We start from the raw sequence: 17,987 nt of genomic DNA on the forward strand, positions 1-17,987 counted from the left end.
AACCGTCCAAAACGGTTGATACAGGCAGATAGAGTGACAACGCTGGAACAATGCATCGGGAATACCCCGCTGGTAAAACTACAACGCCTGGTCGCAGGGCTGAACAGCGAAGTGTGGGTTAAGCTGGAAGGTAACAATCCCGCCGGCTCAGTCAAAGACCGCGCCGCGTTGGCGATGATCCAACAGGCGGAACTTCGCGGCGAGATTTCGCCGGGGGATACGCTGATCGAAGCGACCAGCGGCAATACCGGCATCGCGCTGGCGATGATCGCGGCACTCAAAGGCTATTCCCTCAAATTGCTGATGCCCGAAAACATGAGCATCGAACGCCAGGCGGCGATGCGCGCATACGGTGCGGAGCTGATCCTGGTCAGCCGCGATCAGGGGATGGAAGGCGCGCGCGATCTGGCGCTGCACATGCAGCAGCAGGGGCAGGGTAAGGTATTGGATCAGTTCAACAACCTTGATAACCCATATGCGCATTTCACCACCACCGGGCCGGAAATCTGGCGGCAAACGCAGCAACGCATCACCCACTTCGTTTCCAGCATGGGCACCACTGGGACCATTACCGGGGTTGGCGGCTACCTGAAAAGCCAAAACCCCGCGGTGAGGATTATCGGCCTGCAGCCGGCGGAAGGCAGCAACATCCCAGGTATTCGCCGTTGGCCACCAGCCTATCTGCCGCGCATCTTCCGCCCGGAACTGGTTGATCAGGTGCTGGATATGGCGCAGATCGATGCGGAACAGACCATGCGGCTGCTGGCGCAGCGCGAAGGCATCTTTTGCGGCGTCAGCTCCGGCGGTGCCGTGGCCGGGGCCTTGCAGATTGCGGCGGCCAACCCTGGCAGCCTGGTGGTGGCGATAATCTGCGATCGCGGCGATCGTTACCTTTCCACTGGGGTCTTTAATTAAAACCTGAACCGGGGCAGCAATGAGCGCCGCCCCGCGATCATCGGGTTATTCCCTTTCCAGCGCATGGATAGGATCCATCGCCGCGGCGCGTTTGGCGGGGAAAAAGCCAAAAATTACGCCAATCAGCGTCGAACAGACAAAAGCCGCGACGATCGAACCCAGCGAATACACCATGCCGAAGCGGCTGCTGAACTGGCCGAACAAGACGCCAATCCCCAGCGAGAGCAGCACCCCCAGCGCGCCGCCCAGCAGGCACACCAGCACCGCTTCAATCAGGAATTGTTGCATGATATCGCTGGCGCGGGCGCCCACCGCCATCCGCACGCCGATTTCACGCGTCCGTTCCGTCACCGAGACCAGCATGATATTCATGACGCCGATCCCGCCGACAATCAGTGAGATCAGCGCGATCATCGATACCAGCAGGGTCAGGGTCGCCGTGGTTTTCTCGATCATCTGGCGAATGCTGTCGGTGTTCATCACGAAAAAGTCTTTGCTGCCGTGGCGCTGGGTCAGCAGGCGGGTAATGCCGTCTTCCGCGGTGCTCAGATCGATATCGTCGTTGACCCGCACCGTGATGCTTTTCAGGTAGCTTTGGCCGAGCATGCGTTTCATCGCCGTGGTGTAAGGGATCCACACATTCAGATTTTCATCGCTGCCGAAACCGCTCTGTTTTTTGGCGGCCACACCGATAACCCGGCAGGGCAGGGAGCCCAGCAGGAGCACTTCCCCAATGGGGTTTTTACCGGCAGGGAACAGCTTATCGCGCGTGTTTTCATCGATCACCACTTCCTGCATCAGGTGTTCAACACTGGTGCGGTTGAACGCCATACCGCTGTCGATATCGTATCCTCGCACCAGGAAATACTGCTCGCCAACGCCATTGACCGTGCCGCTGACCGAGCGGTTGCCATAGCGCAGGGTGGTGGAGGTAGACAGGCTTGGCGTGACGCTGTGCACGTAGTTCTGCTGTGCCAACGCGTCGGCGTCGGTGGCGCGCAGGGTTTGGATGGCGGCGGAGCGCATGTCGCCGAAATCCTTGCCGGGGAATATCTCCAGCGTGCTGGTGCCCATCGCGCTGATGTCGGCCAATACACGCTGCTGTGAGCCTTTGCCCAGCGCAACGACGGAAACCACGGAGGCAATGCCGATGATAATGCCCAACATGGTCAGCAGGGTACGCAGGCGCTGCGACGCCATCGCCAGCAACGCCATTTTGAACGCTTCGAGAAAACGGTCGCGCTGTGCCAACCAAGGGCTGCTGGTGTGGTCGGGCTTTTTCGGCAGCAGGGCGGTCACCGGCGGCGTTTTCTGCCGGTCGGCGACGATTTCGCCATCGTGTATCTCGATAATGCGCTGGGCGTTGCCGGCGATCTGCATATCGTGGGTAACCAGGATCACCGTGTGGCCGCGGGCGTGCAGATCTTTAAGGATCGACAGCACTTCCTGCCCGCTGCGGCTGTCCAGCGCGCCGGTGGGCTCATCCGCCAGGATCACCTCGCCGCCGTTAATCAGCGCCCGGGCGATGCTGACGCGTTGTTGTTGGCCGCCGGAAAGCTGGCCGGGGTGGTAATCCAGGCGATCGCCTAACCCCAGGCGCTTTAGCAGATCCTCCGCCCGTTGCTGCCGGGCTACGCGCGCGTAGCCGGCGTAAATGGCGGGCACTTCAACGTTGCCGCGTGCGGTGAGATCCCGCAGCAAATGATAGCGCTGGAAGATAAAGCCGAAATGTTCACGGCGCAGTTCGGCCAGGCTATCGCGATCCAATTGCCCGGTGCTGCGGCCGGCCACCCGATAATCGCCGCCGCTGGGGCGATCGAGGCAGCCGAGGATGTTCATCAGCGTGGATTTGCCAGAGCCGGAGGCGCCGACGATCGCCACCATTTCGCCGCGGTTGATCGTCAAATTGATGTTATTCAGCACCGTCACGGTTTGCTCGCCGGCCTTGAAACGGCGGGTAATGCCGCTTAGTTGCAGCAGGGGTTGTGCGCTCATGCTTACATCCCCATCGGCGGTGGGCCCATGTGGCCGTTGCTTGCCGTACTTCCCCCCAACTGGCTGATAATGACTTTTTCGCCGGCCTGGAGACCACTGATAATCTGGGCGTCAATGTTGTTGTTGATGCCGACTTTCACCGGGCGCCGTTCAATGCCGCCCTGGCTGTCCACCACCTGTATCCAATCGCCATGCAGCGCCGTGGCGGGGATTACCACCGCATTTTTCACCTGCTGCAGCACAATATATACCTGTGCCGTCATGGAGATACGCAATGCGCCGTCCGGGTTGGCGGCGTCAAACAGGCCGTTGTAGTAAATCGCGCTGCTGGAAGACGATGAGCTGCTGCTGGAACTGCTGCTGCTACTGGATGTCGATGTATCGTCGTTGATCGTGTCCGGCGCCGGCTCTACCGCACGCAAGGTGGCGTGATAGCGCTTGTCGGGTTCGCCGAGGATGGTGAAATAGACCGGCATGCCGGTTTTGACCTTCACGACGTCCGCCTCGGAAATCTGCGCTTTAATGGTCATGGTATCCAATTTGGCGACCTTGGCGATGGTGGGCGCGCTTTGCACGGCGTTGACCGTCTGGCCTTCCTCCACCGGGATCGCCACAATGGTGCCGTCCATCGGGGCGGTGATTTTGGTATAGCCGAGGTTAAGCTGGGCGGTGCTGACCGCAATCTGTGCCTGCGCTATCTGGGCATCAAGGGCTTCGATGTCGGCAAGGGTCGCGTCCAGGGTGGCTCTGGCGCTGTCATAATCGGCCTGTACGCCAAGGCCGCGCGCCAGAATTTTTTGCTGGCGCTCGAAGGCCAACTGGTTATTGCGTAATGCGGCATGTTTGGCCGCGCGTTGCGCCTGCACGTTTTTCAGCGCGGCCTGCGCATCCCGCAGGGTATTCTGCTGGGTGAGATCGTCAATTTCAGCGACCGGTTGCCCTTTGTGCACTCTATCACCGAGGGCAACACTCAGCACTTTGATTTGCCCGGAAACCTGGGCGCCGATGCTGACCAGCTTTTGCGCTTCTATGGTGCCATCGGCCAGCACCGTTTGCTCCAGATCGCGCGTTTGCGCGACGGCGGTGATATAACGGGGAGCGTCGGGCGTTCTGAATAAAATAAAGTAGCTGAACAGCGCTGCACATACAGCAATAACCAACAGTATCAGGTACAGTTTCGAACGTTTGGCCAGTGGCATAACAACATTTTTTCCTTGTGTTGAACACGGTAAAAGTCTTTATGTACTAATTTAACGCGCCAGCGTCCCGGCAGAAGTTAAGTGGCGCTAAGGAATATGTAAGAATAAGGTAAAACCGGCTGCGAAGTAGGCAGATTGTCGGGAGAATAGCGCGAATATGTATAGGAGCAAAGCATGAAAATTTTGTTGGTCGATGACGATCTGGAACTGGGCACGATGCTGCGTGAGTACCTGACGGCCGAGGGCTTTAACGCCTCGCTCGTTTTAACCGGCAAAGCCGGGGTGGAAGGAGCGCTGTCCGGTGAATATACCGCGATGATCCTCGACATCATGCTGCCTGATATGAGCGGCATTGATGTGCTGCGGGACGTGCGTAAAAAGAGCCGCCTACCGATCATTATGCTGACGGCGAAGGGTGATAATATCGATAGGGTCATCGGGCTGGAGATGGGCGCCGATGATTACATGCCGAAACCGTGCTACCCGCGCGAATTGGTGGCACGCCTGCGCGCGGTGCTGCGGCGCGTGGAGGAGCAGCCGGAAGAGGTCGACAGCGACGCGCCGATTATCTTTGGCGATCTGCAGCTTAACCCCTCAACGCGTATCAGCGAGTGGTGTGGCAAAAGCTTTGATCTCACGGCCTCGGAGTTCAACCTGCTGGAGCTGCTGCTGCGTTCGCCCGAACGCGTGGTGTCGAAGGATGAACTGTCGGAGCAAGGGCTCGGCCGCCCGCGTGAAGCCTATGATCGCAGCGTGGACGTGCATATCAGCAACATTCGTCAGAAGTTGAGCGTGCTGCCGGGCAATACGCTCAGTATTGAAACGGTGCGCAGCATCGGCTACCGCATCAGGTAATGCGCATGCGCGGACGATTATTCTGGAAGATCCTGTTCGGTTTTTGGCTGACGTTCATTATTATCACCCAGGCGCTGTGGGTGGCGTTTTCGTTGTATGACAACCGCCATGAGCCACCGGATTACGCAGTGGCGCGGCGGATGGCGAACCTGCAGATGACATCGGCGGCGGCGATATTGCACAACGGCGGTATGCCGGCGTTAGATATGATGCTGGCCGATTGGCCTGATGACGATCGGCGTTTCTTTAGCGTGCAGCCGGCTGAACGCCCGCCGGCGGATGCCGTTGAACCCATTTCAGCGCCCGAGGGCGATGCGCCGCCGGCCGTTCGCACCCCGCAGCGTTACGTTGAATACGGCCAGGGGGCGGAAAAGCACGGCTATTTGCTGCGTTACGATCTGGAAGGGTTGCGCCAACAATACCGTTCTGAAAGGCGTGGCCATCTTTTGAATATTCCAGAACCGATGCTGCTGGTCGGTGGCATTGGCGGGCTATTGTTCAGCGCCGTGTTGGCCTGGAACCTGGTGCTGCCGATGCGTCAACTGCGCCGCGGGTTTGATCGCGTGTCGCAAGGCGATCTGGCGGTGCGGCTATTCCCGTCTATGCGGCGGCGGCACGATGAGCTTTCTGAAGTGGCGCGTGATTTTGATGCGATGGCGGAACGCCTGGAATTGTTGGTCAGCGCGCGTGAGCAACTGCTGCATGATGTTTCTCATGAGCTGCGTTCGCCGTTGGCGCGCCTGCAGTTGGCGATCGGCCTTGCCCGACAAAACCCGGAAGGGGTTGAGAATGCCTTGCAGCGGATTGAGCATGAAACCGGCCGGATGGATAAGATGATCGGCGAGCTGCTCACGCTGTCACGTGCTGAAAACAATAGCCTGCCGGATGAAGAGTATTTCGATCTTTATGGGCTGGTGGAAGCGGTGGTGAGCGACGCGCGTTATGAGGCGCAGATTCCCGGGGTGGAAATTGTCTTGCTGGCGGATTCTGCGGTGGAATATACCGTGAAGGGCAACGCGGAACTGATGCGGCGGGCGGTAGACAATATCGTGCGCAACGCGCTGCGCTTTTCTGCGCAGGGGCAGCGGGTAACGGTGGCGTTGGTGCGGATCGATCAGCAGTTTCAGATTGAGGTCAGCGATCAGGGGCCAGGCGTTGAGGAATCGAAGCTTTCCAGCATTTTTGATCCCTTCGTGCGGGTAAAATCGTCGATGTCCGGCAAGGGCTATGGGCTGGGGCTGGCGATAACCCGTAAGGTGGTGTTGGCGCACGGTGGGCAAGTTGACGCCCGCAACGCGGAGCAGGGGGGATTAGTGATTACCTTGCGCATACCTCGCTGGCAGCAGCAACAGGCATAAGGCGGTTAACCAACGCGTGCGTTAACCATTTTTACCGGCCCCGTTTTGCCGTTGGCGGCGGGGCAACAAAAAAAGCCAGTCGATGAACGACTGGCTTTTTTATGCATGGGGCCAAGCCCCATGGCCTTTCGCAAATTACTTCTTGATGCGAATGATCGGGGTTTCGCCAACGATAACGTTGCCGGAAAGCTTGATCAGCTCTTTGATCTCATCCATGTTGGAGATAACCACCGGCGTCAGGGTAGACTTGGCTTTTTCTTCCAGCAGCGGCAGATCGAACTCAATCACAACGTCGCCTTTCTTGACGCGTTGGCCTTCTTCAGCGATGCGTTTGAAACCTTCGCCTTTCAGTTCAACGGTATCGATACCGAAGTGCACGAACAGCTCAATGCCGCTGTCGGATTCGATAGAGAACGCGTGGTTGGTTTCAAAAATTTTACCGATAGTACCGTCAACCGGTGCAACAATTTTGTTGCCGGCTGGTTTGATGGCAATACCGTCACCAACGATTTTTTCTGCGAATACTACGTCTGGCACATCTTCGATGTTGACGATTTCGCCAGAAAGCGGAGCAACGATCTCGATAGTGCCCGTGTCTTTCTTATCATCAGAAACCAGAGATTTCAGTTTATCGAACAAACCCATGATCTTCTCCTAAGCATTAAATTGGGCGGCGTTCCAGTGTTTGGGCCGTTTAGCAGAGCGTTTTCTCTTCAATGAATTTGCTCACGCAGTTCATCAGATCTTGCGCCGTTGGCTGTGCCAGAGCTTGGTCGGCCAACGCCTTCACATCTTCGAAATTCGTATTACGAATAATTTTCTTGATGCGCGGAATTGAAATCGCACTCATGCTGAACTCATCCAGCCCCATGCCCAATAACAACAGCGTAGCACGTTCATCACCGGCCAGTTCGCCGCACATACCGGTCCACTTGCCTTCGGCATGAGACGCGTCGATAACCTGTTTGATCAGGCCAAGCACTGATGGGGACATCGGGTTGTAGAGATGAGAAATCAGCTCATTGCCGCGATCTACTGCCAGAGTATACTGGGTTAGATCGTTTGTCCCAATACTAAAGAAGTCGACTTCTTTCGCCAAGTGGTGAGCGATGACGGCGGCGGCTGGCGTTTCGACCATCACGCCGACTTCAATGCTTTCGTCAAACGCTTTGCCTTCTTCGCGCAGCTGGCCCTTCAGGGTTTCCAGCTCGCCTTTCAGATCGCGCACTTCTTCAACCGAGATGATCATCGGGAACATGATGCGCAGCTTGCCGAACGCAGAAGCACGCAGGATTGCGCGCAGCTGAGCATGCAGGATTTCACGACGGTCCATCGCGATACGAATTGCACGCCAGCCCAGGAACGGGTTTTCTTCTTTCGGCAGATTCATGTACGGCAGATCTTTGTCGCCGCCGATGTCCATGGTACGGACGATCACTGACTGGGAGCCCATGGCTTCCGCAACGGCTTTGTAAGCCTGGAACTGCTCGTCTTCGGTTGGCAGTGCGTCGCGGTCCATGAACAGGAATTCGGTACGATACAAGCCGACGCCTTCTGCGCCGTTGCGCTCTGCGCCTGCTACGTCACGCACGGTGCCGATGTTGGCGCAAACTTCAACCTGGTGGCCGTCGAGCGTGATGGCCGGCAGATCTTTCAGCTTGGCCAGATCGTTTTTCTCGGTAACGTACTGGTTCTGTTCCGCCTTCATTTTATCAATGACGTCAGCGGTTGGATTAACGTAGATATGGTTGTTAATCGCATCCAGAATCAGGTAGTCGCCGTTTTTGACCTGTTTGGTGATGTTGACGGTACCCACAATCGCAGGCAGCTCGAGAGAGCGGGCCATGATGGAGGTATGGGACGTACGGCCACCCAGATCGGTAATGAATCCCAGCACTTTGTCCAGGTTCAACTGTGCGGTTTCTGACGGGGTCAGATCGCTGGCAACCAGGATGACTTCATCCTGAATGGAACCCAGATCGACGATTGCCATGCCGAGAATGTTTTTCAGCAGGCGTTTCCCGATATCACGTACGTCTGCGGCACGTTCTTTCAGGTATTCATCGTCCAGTTCTTCCAGTGCTTTGGCCTGGCCTTCGACCACGGTGTAAGCCGCGGCATCAGCGGAGACCAAGTCATCTTTAATGAGGGCTATGATTTCCTGCTCAAGTTCTTCGTCTTCCAGCAACATGATGTGGCCTTCGAAGATCGCTTCCTTCTCTTCGCCGAAGGTCTCGCCAGCTTTGGTCTTGATCGCTTCCAATTGCTCAGCCGCTTTGGCGCGGCCAGCCAGAAAACGCGAGACTTCTTGCTCTACCTGATCAGCAGAGATTTTTTTCCGGTTGATGACAATCTCATCGTCTTTTAGTAAGAGAGCCTTACCAAAAGCGATACCCGGTGATACTAAAATGCCTGAAATCATAACCCTACCTTACTCTTGACTGGTTTAAACTAAAAAGACGGGCTGATTACTCAAGCTCTGCCATCAGTTTTACCAAGTGTTCAACGGCTTTCTGCTCGTCTTCACCTTCTGCGGAAATTGTTACTACCGTTCCTTGAGTAAGCCCCAGGGTCTGCAGTTTGAACAGGCTCTTGGCGCTGGCGCTTTTGCCGTTGGAGGTTACGGTGATGTCAGAAGTGAAACCTTTGGCTTCTTTGACGAACTGAGCGGCTGGGCGCGTATGCAGGCCATTTGGAGCGGTAATAGTAACTTCTTGCTGGAACATTGATGTTTCCCCAACTTATTTGGATTAATGTTGTGGAGCTAAAGTCTAGCCCATCGGCTGTACTTTAGCTTGCTTGGTTAGCGCCTGACTATGGTACAGGGGCGAGCTTTGATGCAACAGAAAACGACGGGTTAGACATTTCAGATCAAAAAAAATCTGGCGTTCGGCGTCGTTTCAATCAGTTTCCCATTATGCCGTGTTTTATACCGAAGCGACAAATAAGTAAATCGATTCAGCCTGAAACTGGGTTTTTGGGTGATTAATTTTCCGCATCGAAATAATTGCCCGGTTAAATACTAAAGCCAGCGCATAAAATCAATCGTTAACTGCTATAAAGTTTGATCCAGCCCACAAAAAAGCACCCCGAAAGGTGCTTTTTGGACTTTTTGTGCGCAATAAGGTTACTGCTGCAGTTCTTGTTCGGTGAACAGATCCGCGAATAGCGCGGTGCTCAAATAGCGTTCACCGGAAGAGGGGAGGATCACCACAATGTTTTTATCAGCGAACTCTGGCTCTTCGATGAGTTTCAACGCGGCGGCAACGGCCGCACCGGAGGAAATCCCCGCCAGAATGCCTTCTTCTTCCATCAGGCGGCGCGCCGTGCTGATGGCTTCGTCATTGGTGATTCGCTCAACGCGGTCGACCAGATCCAGATCCAGGTTATCCGGGATGAAACCGGCGCCGATGCCCTGGATTTTGTGTGGCCCTGGTTTGATCTCTTCACCTGCCAGCGCCTGCGTGATGACCGGGGAATCAGTCGGTTCCACCGCCACGCTGGTGATGGCCTTGCCTTTGGTTTTTTTGATATAGCGGCTGACGCCGGTCAGGGTACCGCCGGTGCCCACGCCAGCGATAAAGACGTCAACGTTGCCGTCGGTATCTTCCCAGATTTCCGGGCCGGTGGTTTTTTCATGGATTTCCGGGTTAGCCGGGTTGCTGAACTGCTGCAGGATGATGTAGCGGTTCGGATCGGTCGCCACAATCTCTTCCGCTTTGGCGATAGCACCCTTCATCCCTTTGGCGCCTTCGGTCAGCACCAGGTTGGCGCCGAGCGCTTTCAGCAGCTTGCGCCGCTCAATGCTCATGGTTTCCGGCATGGTCAGCGTCAACTTGTAGCCGCGCGCGGCGGCGACAAATGCCAGTGCAATGCCGGTGTTGCCGCTGGTCGGTTCAACCAATTCTTTCCCAGGAGTAAGGATACCGCGTTTTTCTGCATCCCAAATCAGGTTAGCGCCGATGCGGCATTTGACGCTGAAGCTCGGGTTACGTGATTCAACCTTTGCCAAAATGCGCCCATTGCCGATACGGTTCAGACGAACCAGCGGCGAGTGGCCGATTGTTAATGAATTGTCTTCATATATTTTACTCATAGCCCGTCCTTTAACTCTATGAAATTTTGGGGAACGTTGAAAAGCATACGCTAACGTGCGGTTCAGGGAAGTAAAGAATTGGTATATCTATATGTTCTTAAGAAATAAGTTTTAAGCACAATAAGAAGGGCACGCGTGGTGCCCTTTGTTTAAGCCTTCAGCGCCGCCGCGGCTATCCGCGGACGAATTGCGCGCGGTAGCGATCGACCCACATGGCGGTCGCGCCGCATACCGCCACCGGCAAAATCACCAGGTTAAGGATGGGCACCATGGTGAACAGGCTGACCAGCGCGCCGAACTGCAGGTTGTCGCCCTTATGTTGGCGCAAAGCCTGGCGCATGTCGGCGAAGCTGATTTTGTGGTTATCAAAAGGATAGTCGCAATATTGAATCGCCAGCATCCAGGCGCTGAACAGGAACCACAGCACCGGCGCCAGCGTTTGCCCGACGCCCGGAATAAAGTACAGCACCAGCAGCGCCAGCGCGCGCGGCAGGTAATACATCAGCTTGCGCCATTCACGCGCCATAATGCGCGGCACATCCTTGAGCAACCCCATCACGCCGGTATCCGGCAGTGGGTGCCCGGTCAACTGGCCTTCCAATTGCTCCGCCAACAGGCCGCAGAACGGGGCGGCAATGATGTTGGTCAGGGTACTGAATAAATAGCTGAACACCAGCAGCACGGAAATCACTGCCAGCGGCCACAGCACGTAGCTCAGCCACTGCAGCCAATCGGGCACGTAACTCATTATCTGCGGGATCCAGCCGCCCAGCTGGCTAAATAACCACCAAAAGGCAGAGCCCATCAGCAGAATATTGACCAACAACGGCATCACGACATAGCGTTTGAGGCCAGGGCGGGAAATCAGCCGCCATCCTTCGGCAAAATAGTGGATACCGCTGGTGGGTTTTACAGGTTGCTGCGAATAGGACATATCTTAAGTTATCTCATTGTCTGAACAGGCTTCGCTATCATATCGGGATGATTTTCTACTGGCTAGCGGCGCATTGGCTGAAAAAACAGCAAAAAAAGGCAGTATAATCATCTTTATTGGCATAAAGTTCAGCACGGACTTGCACTTGTCTGCGCGGGCAAATAGAGTTAATGAGTGAATGTTTGCCGCGGTGGCAATGTATTGGAACAACAGAGATAGCAATGATGCAGGATTTGCGTCTGATATTAATCGTTGTTGGCGCGATCGCCATAATAGCGTTGTTATTACATGGTCTTTGGACCAGCCGTAAGGAACGCTCTTCGCTTTTCCGCGATCGCCCAGCTAAACGCGCTAAAAAAGAGCGTGAACCGTCCCCAATTGACGATCTCGACGATGGGGTAGGGGAGGTGCGCGTGCGCCCTGCCCATCCACAGGGTGAACCACAGCTGGGGCATTTCGATGCCGCCCGCGAAGAATCCGTGCCTGCGTCCAAACCTGCTTCGGCAGGCCAACCGGCGCAGAAACCGGCACCGCTTTCAAGCCGCCCGGATTATGACGACGTGCTGCTGGATACCTATGCGGAAGACGATGAGGACGATGACGCACCGCAGCAGCAGCCCGCAACGGCGCGCCGTGAGCCGCGCGTTGACGATCTGCCGGCCAGCGCGCCATCAAGCCAGCCATATAGCGAACCTGCGCATCACCAGCCGCAGCCTGAACCGGCGGCTGAACCGCAGGCGCCGGCCAAACCGGTCAAACGCATGGAAACCGTTTTGGTGCTGCACGTTGCGGCCCATCAGGGCGGCGTGATTGGCGGTGAAGTGCTGTTGCAGAGCGTATTGCAGGCGGGGTTCCAGTTCGGCGAGATGAACATTTTCCACCGCCATCTGAACCCGGCCGGCAGCGGCCCGGTGTTGTTCAGCCTGGCGAACATGGTCAAGCCGGGTTCGTTTGATCCCGACACCATGTCCGATTTCTCCACGCCGGGCGTATCCATGTTTATGATGGTGCCGTCCTACGGTGACGCCAACCAGAACTTCAAGCTGATGCTCCAGTCGGCGCAGCGTATTGCTGACGACGTGGGCGGGGTGGTATTGGACGATGAGCGCCGCATGATGACCCCGCAAAAGCTGGAAACCTATAAAGCGCGCATTCGCGAAGTGTTGGAAAACAACGCCTGACCGGCCTGTTGCGCGCGCTGAATAACGCCTAATCATCAACCCCCGCCCGCCGGGGGTTTTTTATCTTTGATGGTGAGCCATGGAACCCATAATCGAACAGATCACTCAACTGCGCACTGCGCTGCGCCACCATGAATATCAATATCACGTGCTTGATGCGCCGGAGATCCCGGATGCGGAATACGATCGCCTGATGCGCGAGCTGCGCGAGCTGGAAGAGGCGCATCCCGAGCTGATCACGCCGGATTCGCCTACCCAGCGGGTCGGGGCGGCGCCGCTGAGCGCCTTCGAACAGGTGCGGCACGAAATTCCGATGCTGTCGCTGGACAACGTCTTTGACGAAGACAGCTATCTGGCGTTTTACAAGCGGGTGCAGGATCGCCTTAAAAGCAGTGAACCGTTGACCTTCTGCTGTGAGTTGAAGCTGGACGGCCTGGCGGTCAGCCTGCTGTATGAAGACGGCGTGCTGGTGCGTGCCGCCACCCGCGGCGACGGCACCACCGGCGAGAACATTACCACCAACGTGCGCACCATTCGCGCTATCCCGCTGCGCCTGTCCGGGGCGAATATTCCCCGCCGCCTGGAAGTGCGTGGCGAAGTCTTCATGCCACAGGCGGGCTTTGAGAAAATGAACGAAGAAGCGCGGCGCAAAGACGGCAAAGTGTTCGCCAACCCGCGCAATGCCGCCGCCGGCTCGCTGCGCCAGTTGGATCCGCGCATCACTGCCACGCGCCCGCTGACCTTTTTCTGCTATGGGGTGGGGCTGTTGGAAGGCGGCGAGCTGCCGCGCAGCCACTGGCAGCGCCTGATGCAGTTCAAAGCCTGGGGGCTGCCGGTGAGCGATCGCGTTAAGCTGTGTACCGGCAGCGACGAGGTGCTGGCCTTTTATCACCAGGTGGAACAAACCCGTGCCGATCTGGGGTTCGATATCGACGGCGTGGTGGTGAAGATCGACGATATCGATCTGCAAGAACAGCTCGGCTTTGTCGCCCGCGCGCCGCGCTGGGCCACCGCGTATAAATTCCCGGCGCAGGAACAGATTACCATCGTGCGTGATGTGGAATTCCAGGTTGGCCGCACCGGGGCGGTAACGCCGGTGGCGCGTTTGGAGCCGGTATTGGTTGCCGGGGTGACCGTCAGTAATGCCACGCTGCATAACGCCGATGAGATAGAGCGCCTGGGGCTGCGTATTGGCGACACGGTGATCGTTCGCCGGGCCGGCGATGTGATCCCACAGGTGGTGGGGGTGCTGGAAGATCGCCGCCCGCAAGATGCGCGCGACATTGTTTTCCCGCAGCACTGCCCGGTTTGCGGTTCAGACGTGGAGCGGGTAGAGGGGGAAGCGGTGGCGCGCTGCACCGGTGGGCTCATCTGTGCCGCCCAGCGGAAAGAAGCGCTGAAGCATTTTGTTTCGCGCCGCGCGATGGACGTCGACGGCATGGGCGACAAAATCATCGAGCAACTGGTGGAAAAAGAGTACGTCAAAACGCCGGCCGATCTGTTCCGCCTGTCTGCTGGCATTCTGACCGGCTTGGATCGCATGGGGCCGAAGTCGGCGGTGAACCTGGTCAACGCGCTGGAAAAGGCTAAGCAGACCACGTTTGCCCGTTTCCTGTATGCGTTGGGGATCCGCGAGGTGGGGGAAGCGACGGCGGCCAACCTGGCGGCGTACTTCGGCGCGCTTGAAAAACTGCGCGCCGCAGATGAAGAGGCGCTGAAACAGGTGGCGGACGTGGGTGAAGTGGTGGCCAAACATGTGGTTAACTTCTTTGCCGAAGCGCATAACCAGCAGGTGATCGACGAGCTGCTCAGCCCGGAGATCGGCATTAACTGGCCGATGCCGGCGTTGGTGGTGGCTGAAGAGATCGACAGCCCGTTTGCCGGTAAAACCATCGTACTGACCGGCTCACTCAGCCTGCTTTCCCGCGATGAGGCGAAAGATCGCCTGGCGGCGCTGGGGGCGAAAGTGAGCGGCAGCGTGTCGAAGAAAACCGATCTGGTGATCGCCGGCGAAGCCGCCGGCTCCAAACTGGCGAAAGCGCAGGAGCTGGGGATCGCGGTGATCGACGAAGCGGAGATGCTCCGCCTGCTAGGTGACTGATGGAAAAAGAGAACCTGATCGAGATCGCCAATACGGTGATGCCGTTTGGTAAATACCAGGGGCGGGTGCTGATCGACTTGCCGGAAGAGTATCTGCTGTGGTTCGCCCGTAAGGGCGAATTCCCGCAGGGCAAACTCGGCATGCTGATGGAAATGACATTGGCGATCAAAATCGAGGGGCTCGATCATCTGGTCAAACCGTTAAAACGCGGTTGAGTGGCGCCGCGCTTCTGCATCGGCCGCCGTTTATAGGGCCCAGCCTGCGTTAAGGCGCGGCCCGATTATTTCCAACTGCGTTGCTTTACGCACGTTGGCGAGGCGCCGCTTGCGGCGCCGGCGTTGCCTGGCCGGCCTGCTGTTTTTTCTGGTAGCGCCGGGCCAGCGCCGCGCAGGTCATCAGTTGTACCTGGTGGAACACCATCAGCGGCAGCACCATCACCCCGACCACCGATGCCGGGAACAGAATGTTCGCCATCGGAATGCCGTTAGCCAGGCTCTTTTTCGAGCCGCAGAATACAATCGTGATCTCATCCGCTTTGCTAAAGCCCAGCTTGCGCGCCATGTAGGTATTTACCACCAGCACGATAGCCAGTAAAACCAGGCTGACCAACACAATGAACGCCATTGAGCCAATCCCCACCTGGTGCCAGATGCCGTGCGTCACCGCTTCGCTAAAGGCGGCGTAGACCACCAGCAGGATCGAGGTTTGGTCGGTTTTGCCGATCAGCTTGCGGTTACGTTCAATCCAGTTGCCAATCAGCGGCCGTGACAGGTGGCCGGCAATAAACGGCACCAGCAGTTGCAATACAATGGTGCCCACCTGGCGCAGGCTGCCGGTGTCGCCGTGGACATTCATCAATAGCCCGACCAGCAGCGGCGAAACGAAAATCCCCAGCAGGCTGGAGGCCGATGCGCTGCAGACAGCGGCAGCCACATTGCCGCCCGCCAGCGAGGTGAAAGCGATAGCCGACTGCACCGTGGCCGGCAGAATGCACAGGTAGAGGAAACCGTTATACAGTTCCGGGCTGACGTTGACCGGCGACCACCATTTAAACAGGATGCCAAGCAGCGGGAAAATGACGAAGGTGCTGAACATCACCCACAGGTGCAAACGCCAGTTGTTGCTGCCGGCGAGGATCGCCTGGCGCGACAGCTTGGCGCCATGCATGAAAAACAGCAGGGCGATAGCCGCGATGGTGAGGATATTCAACCAGCCGACAAACTCGCCGCGCGCCGGCAGGAACGAAGCCAGCAGCACGGTAGTGAGCAGCGTCAGGGTAAAGCGATCGGGTAAAAATCTCATCGAATCTTCTCGGCAGTGAATATTATGGCGGCTATTTTCCCGCGCTGCGATATAATAATAAAATTGATTTATTTAATTCATTTATGAATAAAAAACATGAATTACTCCCTTAAGCAGTTGCGGATCTTTGTCACCATTGCCCGCTATGGCAGTTTCAGCCGCGCCGGCGAGGCGATAGGCCTGACGCAGTCGGCGGTAAGCCACAGCGTGAAAGAGCTGGAGGCGGAGATCGGCGTGCGTTTGCTGGATCGCACCACGCGCGAGGTGATATTGACCGATGCCGGGCAGCGGCTGGCGCACCAGGTTGAACGGCTGTTGGACGAGCTGCAGGCAACGTTGCTGGATGTGCGCAGCTTTGGCGTGCAGCGCAGCGGCACCGTTAGGGTGGCTTCCAGCCAGACCATCTCCGCCCATCTGATGCCGCAGTGCATTGCTGCCGGCGAGAAGCAGTACCCGGATATTCGCATCCTGCTGCGCGATCAGGCCCAGCAGCAAGTGCTGAGCAGCATCCGCAATGCTGAAGTGGATTTCGGTATCGTGGTTGATCCGGTGCAGGCGGTGGATCTGGACTGTGAACCGATTCTGTATGAGCCGTTTTTGCTGCTGTGCCGCCGCGATCACCCGTTCGCCAGCCAGGCGGTGGTGCACTGGACGGCATTAAACGGTTGCCGCCTGGTGTTGCAGGACTATGCCTCCGGCAGCCGGCCGCTGATTGACCAGGCGATTCGCCAACAGGGGATTAAGGCGCAGGTGGTGCAGGAAATCGGCCATCCGGCCACGATTTTCCCCATGGTGACCGCCGGCATCGGCATCAGCATTTTCCCGGCGCTGGCGTTGCCATTGCCGGAAGGGGAGCAGCTCAAGGTGTGCCGTCTCGAGCCGGAAATTAACCGCGCGCTGATGCTGGTGCGGCGTAAAAACCGTTCCCTGACGCCGGCGGCAGAGGTGATCTGGCAGGTGGTGCGCCGGCAGGCGGCGCTGCTGGCCCAGCAGCGGCAACGCCAGGGCGAGTATTAAACGGCGGGCAAGGGCCGCCGTTGCACGTCATTCCCAACTGGGCGGCTGGCCGATACTGTGTTGCAGCAGGTGGATAAAGGCCTCCAGCTTGGCGGAGATTTTCGCCAGTGGGCGCAGCAGGTAGATCCCCTGTTTCTCACCGCGCGGATCGTCCAATATTTTCTGCAGCTTGCCGGCCTGGATATCCGGCCCGACCACCCAGTTGGGCAAGAAGGTGATCCCGATCCCGAGCAACGCCGCCTGGCGCTGGGCGGTGAAGTCATCACAGCGTAATACCATATTGCATTGGCTCATCAGCGAGCTATCGAGGATCTGCGCCCAGCAGGTCGGCTCTTGCCGGTGATATCGGGCGATCAGCCGGTGGCGCGGCAGTTCCGCCAGGGTGGCTGGCTGCCCATGGCGGGCGATGTAGGCCGGGCTGGCGCACATCATCCAGCGTTGGGTGGCGATATGGCTGGCATACAGCCCGCTGTCTTTCTGCTCGCCGATGCGGATCGTCGCGTCCAGCAACTCTTGCGTCGGATCGGTCTGCTGTTCCGTCAGATCAAGATCGACGGACAAACGTGGATAGCGGTGCGCCAATTCCGGCAGCAGCGGCAGGATGTAGTTTTTGCCAAAGGTCGGCAGGCAACTGATGCGCAGTATCCCCTGCGGGCTGTCGCTCAGTGAGTTTAGCTCGGCTTTGATATCAATGATGTCAGCCAGTATCTGGGTGGCGCGTTCCTGCAGCAGTTTGCCGGCGTCGGTCAGCATCAGGCCGCGCGTTGAGCGGATAAACAGGGTGACATTCAGCAGGTTTTCCAGCGAATCGATATGACGGACCAGCGATGAGGGGACCATACCCAGCTTGCGGGCCGCCGCGGAGAAGCTGCCGTGTTGGGCAACTTCGATAAAAATTGGCAGATGTTCTGCATAGCGTGCGTCATTCATCTTTGCATTATATGCAAAAGCGTTTCTTATGAATATAGGGTTCTCTGGTTAATGTAAAACGACTACCCTTGCAGGCATCTGGTGGACGGGGGTTACCGAACGCC

Annotated in this window: 16 protein-coding genes; 7 read left to right on the forward strand and 9 right to left on the reverse strand. The window is 57.4% G+C overall.

The features are described from left to right. The first annotated feature begins 33 nt into the window (after positions 1-33). Positions 34-915 carry a cysteine synthase CysM gene (gene cysM, locus ACN28Q_RS19260; protein ID WP_095847821.1) on the forward strand — a complete coding sequence of 294 codons (882 nt, stop codon included), beginning with the start codon at positions 34-36 and terminating at the stop codon, positions 913-915. A 45-nt stretch (positions 916-960) separates the two neighbouring features. Here the strand turns inward: cysM and ACN28Q_RS19265 are convergent, their stop codons facing one another. Both ACN28Q_RS19265 and ACN28Q_RS19270 read right to left on the reverse strand, forming a co-directional pair. Then, entirely contained in the window at positions 961-2,910 is a 1,950-nt protein-coding gene (locus tag ACN28Q_RS19265; protein ID WP_165907059.1) for a MacB family efflux pump subunit, read from the reverse strand. Between the two features lie 2 nt (positions 2,911-2,912). After that, positions 2,913-4,109 carry an efflux RND transporter periplasmic adaptor subunit gene (locus tag ACN28Q_RS19270; RefSeq protein ID WP_095847822.1) on the reverse strand — a complete coding sequence of 399 codons (1,197 nt, stop codon included), beginning with the start codon at positions 4,107-4,109 and terminating at the stop codon, positions 2,913-2,915. A 174-nt stretch (positions 4,110-4,283) separates the two neighbouring features. On the opposite strand from ACN28Q_RS19270, the gene ACN28Q_RS19275 reads away from it, so the two are divergent. Further along, positions 4,284-4,964: a response regulator transcription factor gene (locus ACN28Q_RS19275; RefSeq protein ID WP_095847823.1), complete on the forward strand. Its 681-nt coding sequence runs from the start codon at positions 4,284-4,286 to the stop codon at positions 4,962-4,964. Positions 4,965-4,969: 5 nt separating this feature from the next. After that, positions 4,970-6,322 carry a sensor histidine kinase gene (locus tag ACN28Q_RS19280; protein ID WP_095849103.1) on the forward strand — a complete coding sequence of 451 codons (1,353 nt, stop codon included), beginning with the start codon at positions 4,970-4,972 and terminating at the stop codon, positions 6,320-6,322. A 135-nt stretch (positions 6,323-6,457) separates the two neighbouring features. On the opposite strand, the gene crr is transcribed toward ACN28Q_RS19280, so the two are convergent. The 5 genes from crr to cysZ all read right to left on the reverse strand — a co-directional run bounded on the left by crr (position 6,458) and on the right by cysZ (position 11,352). Continuing rightward, the gene (crr, locus tag ACN28Q_RS19285) at positions 6,458-6,967 is read right to left on the reverse strand and encodes a PTS glucose transporter subunit IIA (RefSeq protein ID WP_095847824.1); all 510 of its coding nucleotides are present in this window, start codon (positions 6,965-6,967) and stop codon (positions 6,458-6,460) included. A 49-nt stretch (positions 6,968-7,016) separates the two neighbouring features. Then, a complete protein-coding gene (gene ptsI / locus ACN28Q_RS19290) occupies positions 7,017-8,744 on the reverse strand; it encodes a phosphoenolpyruvate-protein phosphotransferase PtsI (protein ID WP_095847825.1) in 1,728 nt (575 codons plus the stop codon). Positions 8,745-8,790: 46 nt separating this feature from the next. Further along, a complete protein-coding gene (ptsH, locus tag ACN28Q_RS19295; protein ID WP_004936458.1) occupies positions 8,791-9,048 on the reverse strand; it encodes a phosphocarrier protein Hpr in 258 nt (85 codons plus the stop codon). Positions 9,049-9,449: 401 nt separating this feature from the next. Beyond that, positions 9,450-10,418 (reverse strand): cysteine synthase A, encoded by a 969-nt coding sequence (cysK, locus tag ACN28Q_RS19300; protein ID WP_095847826.1) that lies wholly within the window; start codon positions 10,416-10,418, stop codon positions 9,450-9,452. 172 nt (positions 10,419-10,590) lie between these two features. Continuing rightward, positions 10,591-11,352 carry a sulfate transporter CysZ gene (gene cysZ, locus ACN28Q_RS19305; RefSeq protein ID WP_095847827.1) on the reverse strand — a complete coding sequence of 254 codons (762 nt, stop codon included), beginning with the start codon at positions 11,350-11,352 and terminating at the stop codon, positions 10,591-10,593. A gap of 221 nt (positions 11,353-11,573) precedes the next feature. Here cysZ and zipA point away from each other — a divergent pair, with 221 nt between their 5' ends. The 3 genes from zipA (at position 11,574) to ACN28Q_RS19320 (ending at position 14,849) form a co-directional block, all read left to right on the forward strand. Then, complete coding sequence (gene zipA, locus ACN28Q_RS19310; protein ID WP_165907060.1) at positions 11,574-12,533, forward strand: cell division protein ZipA; 960 nt, start codon at positions 11,574-11,576, stop codon at positions 12,531-12,533. Between the two features lie 79 nt (positions 12,534-12,612). After that, positions 12,613-14,634, forward strand: coding sequence for an NAD-dependent DNA ligase LigA (ligA, locus tag ACN28Q_RS19315; protein WP_095847829.1), 2,022 nt, complete (start codon positions 12,613-12,615; stop codon positions 14,632-14,634). After that, positions 14,634-14,849: a DUF3820 family protein gene (locus ACN28Q_RS19320; RefSeq protein WP_095847830.1), complete on the forward strand. Its 216-nt coding sequence runs from the start codon at positions 14,634-14,636 to the stop codon at positions 14,847-14,849. Before ligA ends, ACN28Q_RS19320 begins: the two co-directional genes overlap by 1 nt. 85 nt (positions 14,850-14,934) lie before the next feature. Here ACN28Q_RS19320 and ACN28Q_RS19325 read toward each other — a convergent pair whose 3' ends face one another. Beyond that, positions 14,935-15,936, reverse strand: a complete 1,002-nt coding sequence (locus tag ACN28Q_RS19325; RefSeq protein ID WP_095847831.1) for a bile acid:sodium symporter family protein — start codon at positions 15,934-15,936, stop codon at positions 14,935-14,937. 96 nt (positions 15,937-16,032) lie between these two features. Between ACN28Q_RS19325 and ACN28Q_RS19330 the strand changes: the two genes are divergently transcribed. Continuing rightward, entirely contained in the window at positions 16,033-16,953 is a 921-nt protein-coding gene (locus ACN28Q_RS19330) for a LysR family transcriptional regulator (protein ID WP_095847832.1), read from the forward strand. 27 nt (positions 16,954-16,980) lie between these two features. Here the strand turns inward: ACN28Q_RS19330 and ACN28Q_RS19335 are convergent, their stop codons facing one another. After that, positions 16,981-17,883, reverse strand: coding sequence for a LysR family transcriptional regulator (locus ACN28Q_RS19335; RefSeq protein WP_095847833.1), 903 nt, complete (start codon positions 17,881-17,883; stop codon positions 16,981-16,983). Positions 17,884-17,987: the final 104 nt, after the last annotated feature.

The organism is Gibbsiella quercinecans, from assembly GCF_002291425.1.
In the GTDB taxonomy this organism is placed as follows: Bacteria; Pseudomonadota; Gammaproteobacteria; order Enterobacterales; family Enterobacteriaceae; genus Gibbsiella; species Gibbsiella quercinecans.

Excerpts from the sequence above, each read along its gene's own strand:
- ACN28Q_RS19265 (WP_165907059.1), bottom strand. The coding sequence starts at position 2,910 with ATGAGCGCACAACCCCTGCTGCAACTAAGCGGCATTACCCGCCGTTTC.
- ACN28Q_RS19270 (WP_095847822.1), bottom strand. The coding sequence starts at position 4,109 with ATGCCACTGGCCAAACGTTCGAAACTGTACCTGATACTGTTGGTTATT.
- ACN28Q_RS19275 (WP_095847823.1), top strand. The coding sequence starts at position 4,284 with ATGAAAATTTTGTTGGTCGATGACGATCTGGAACTGGGCACGATGCTG.
- ACN28Q_RS19280 (WP_095849103.1), top strand. The coding sequence starts at position 4,970 with ATGCGCGGACGATTATTCTGGAAGATCCTGTTCGGTTTTTGGCTGACG.
- crr (WP_095847824.1), bottom strand. The coding sequence starts at position 6,967 with ATGGGTTTGTTCGATAAACTGAAATCTCTGGTTTCTGATGATAAGAAA.
- ptsI (WP_095847825.1), bottom strand. The coding sequence starts at position 8,744 with ATGATTTCAGGCATTTTAGTATCACCGGGTATCGCTTTTGGTAAGGCT.
- ptsH (WP_004936458.1), bottom strand. The coding sequence starts at position 9,048 with ATGTTCCAGCAAGAAGTTACTATTACCGCTCCAAATGGCCTGCATACG.
- cysK (WP_095847826.1), bottom strand. The coding sequence starts at position 10,418 with ATGAGTAAAATATATGAAGACAATTCATTAACAATCGGCCACTCGCCG.
- cysZ (WP_095847827.1), bottom strand. The coding sequence starts at position 11,352 with ATGTCCTATTCGCAGCAACCTGTAAAACCCACCAGCGGTATCCACTAT.
- zipA (WP_165907060.1), top strand. The coding sequence starts at position 11,574 with ATGATGCAGGATTTGCGTCTGATATTAATCGTTGTTGGCGCGATCGCC.
- ligA (WP_095847829.1), top strand. The coding sequence starts at position 12,613 with ATGGAACCCATAATCGAACAGATCACTCAACTGCGCACTGCGCTGCGC.
- ACN28Q_RS19320 (WP_095847830.1), top strand. The coding sequence starts at position 14,634 with ATGGAAAAAGAGAACCTGATCGAGATCGCCAATACGGTGATGCCGTTT.
- ACN28Q_RS19325 (WP_095847831.1), bottom strand. The coding sequence starts at position 15,936 with ATGAGATTTTTACCCGATCGCTTTACCCTGACGCTGCTCACTACCGTG.
- ACN28Q_RS19330 (WP_095847832.1), top strand. The coding sequence starts at position 16,033 with ATGAATTACTCCCTTAAGCAGTTGCGGATCTTTGTCACCATTGCCCGC.
- ACN28Q_RS19335 (WP_095847833.1), bottom strand. The coding sequence starts at position 17,883 with ATGAATGACGCACGCTATGCAGAACATCTGCCAATTTTTATCGAAGTT.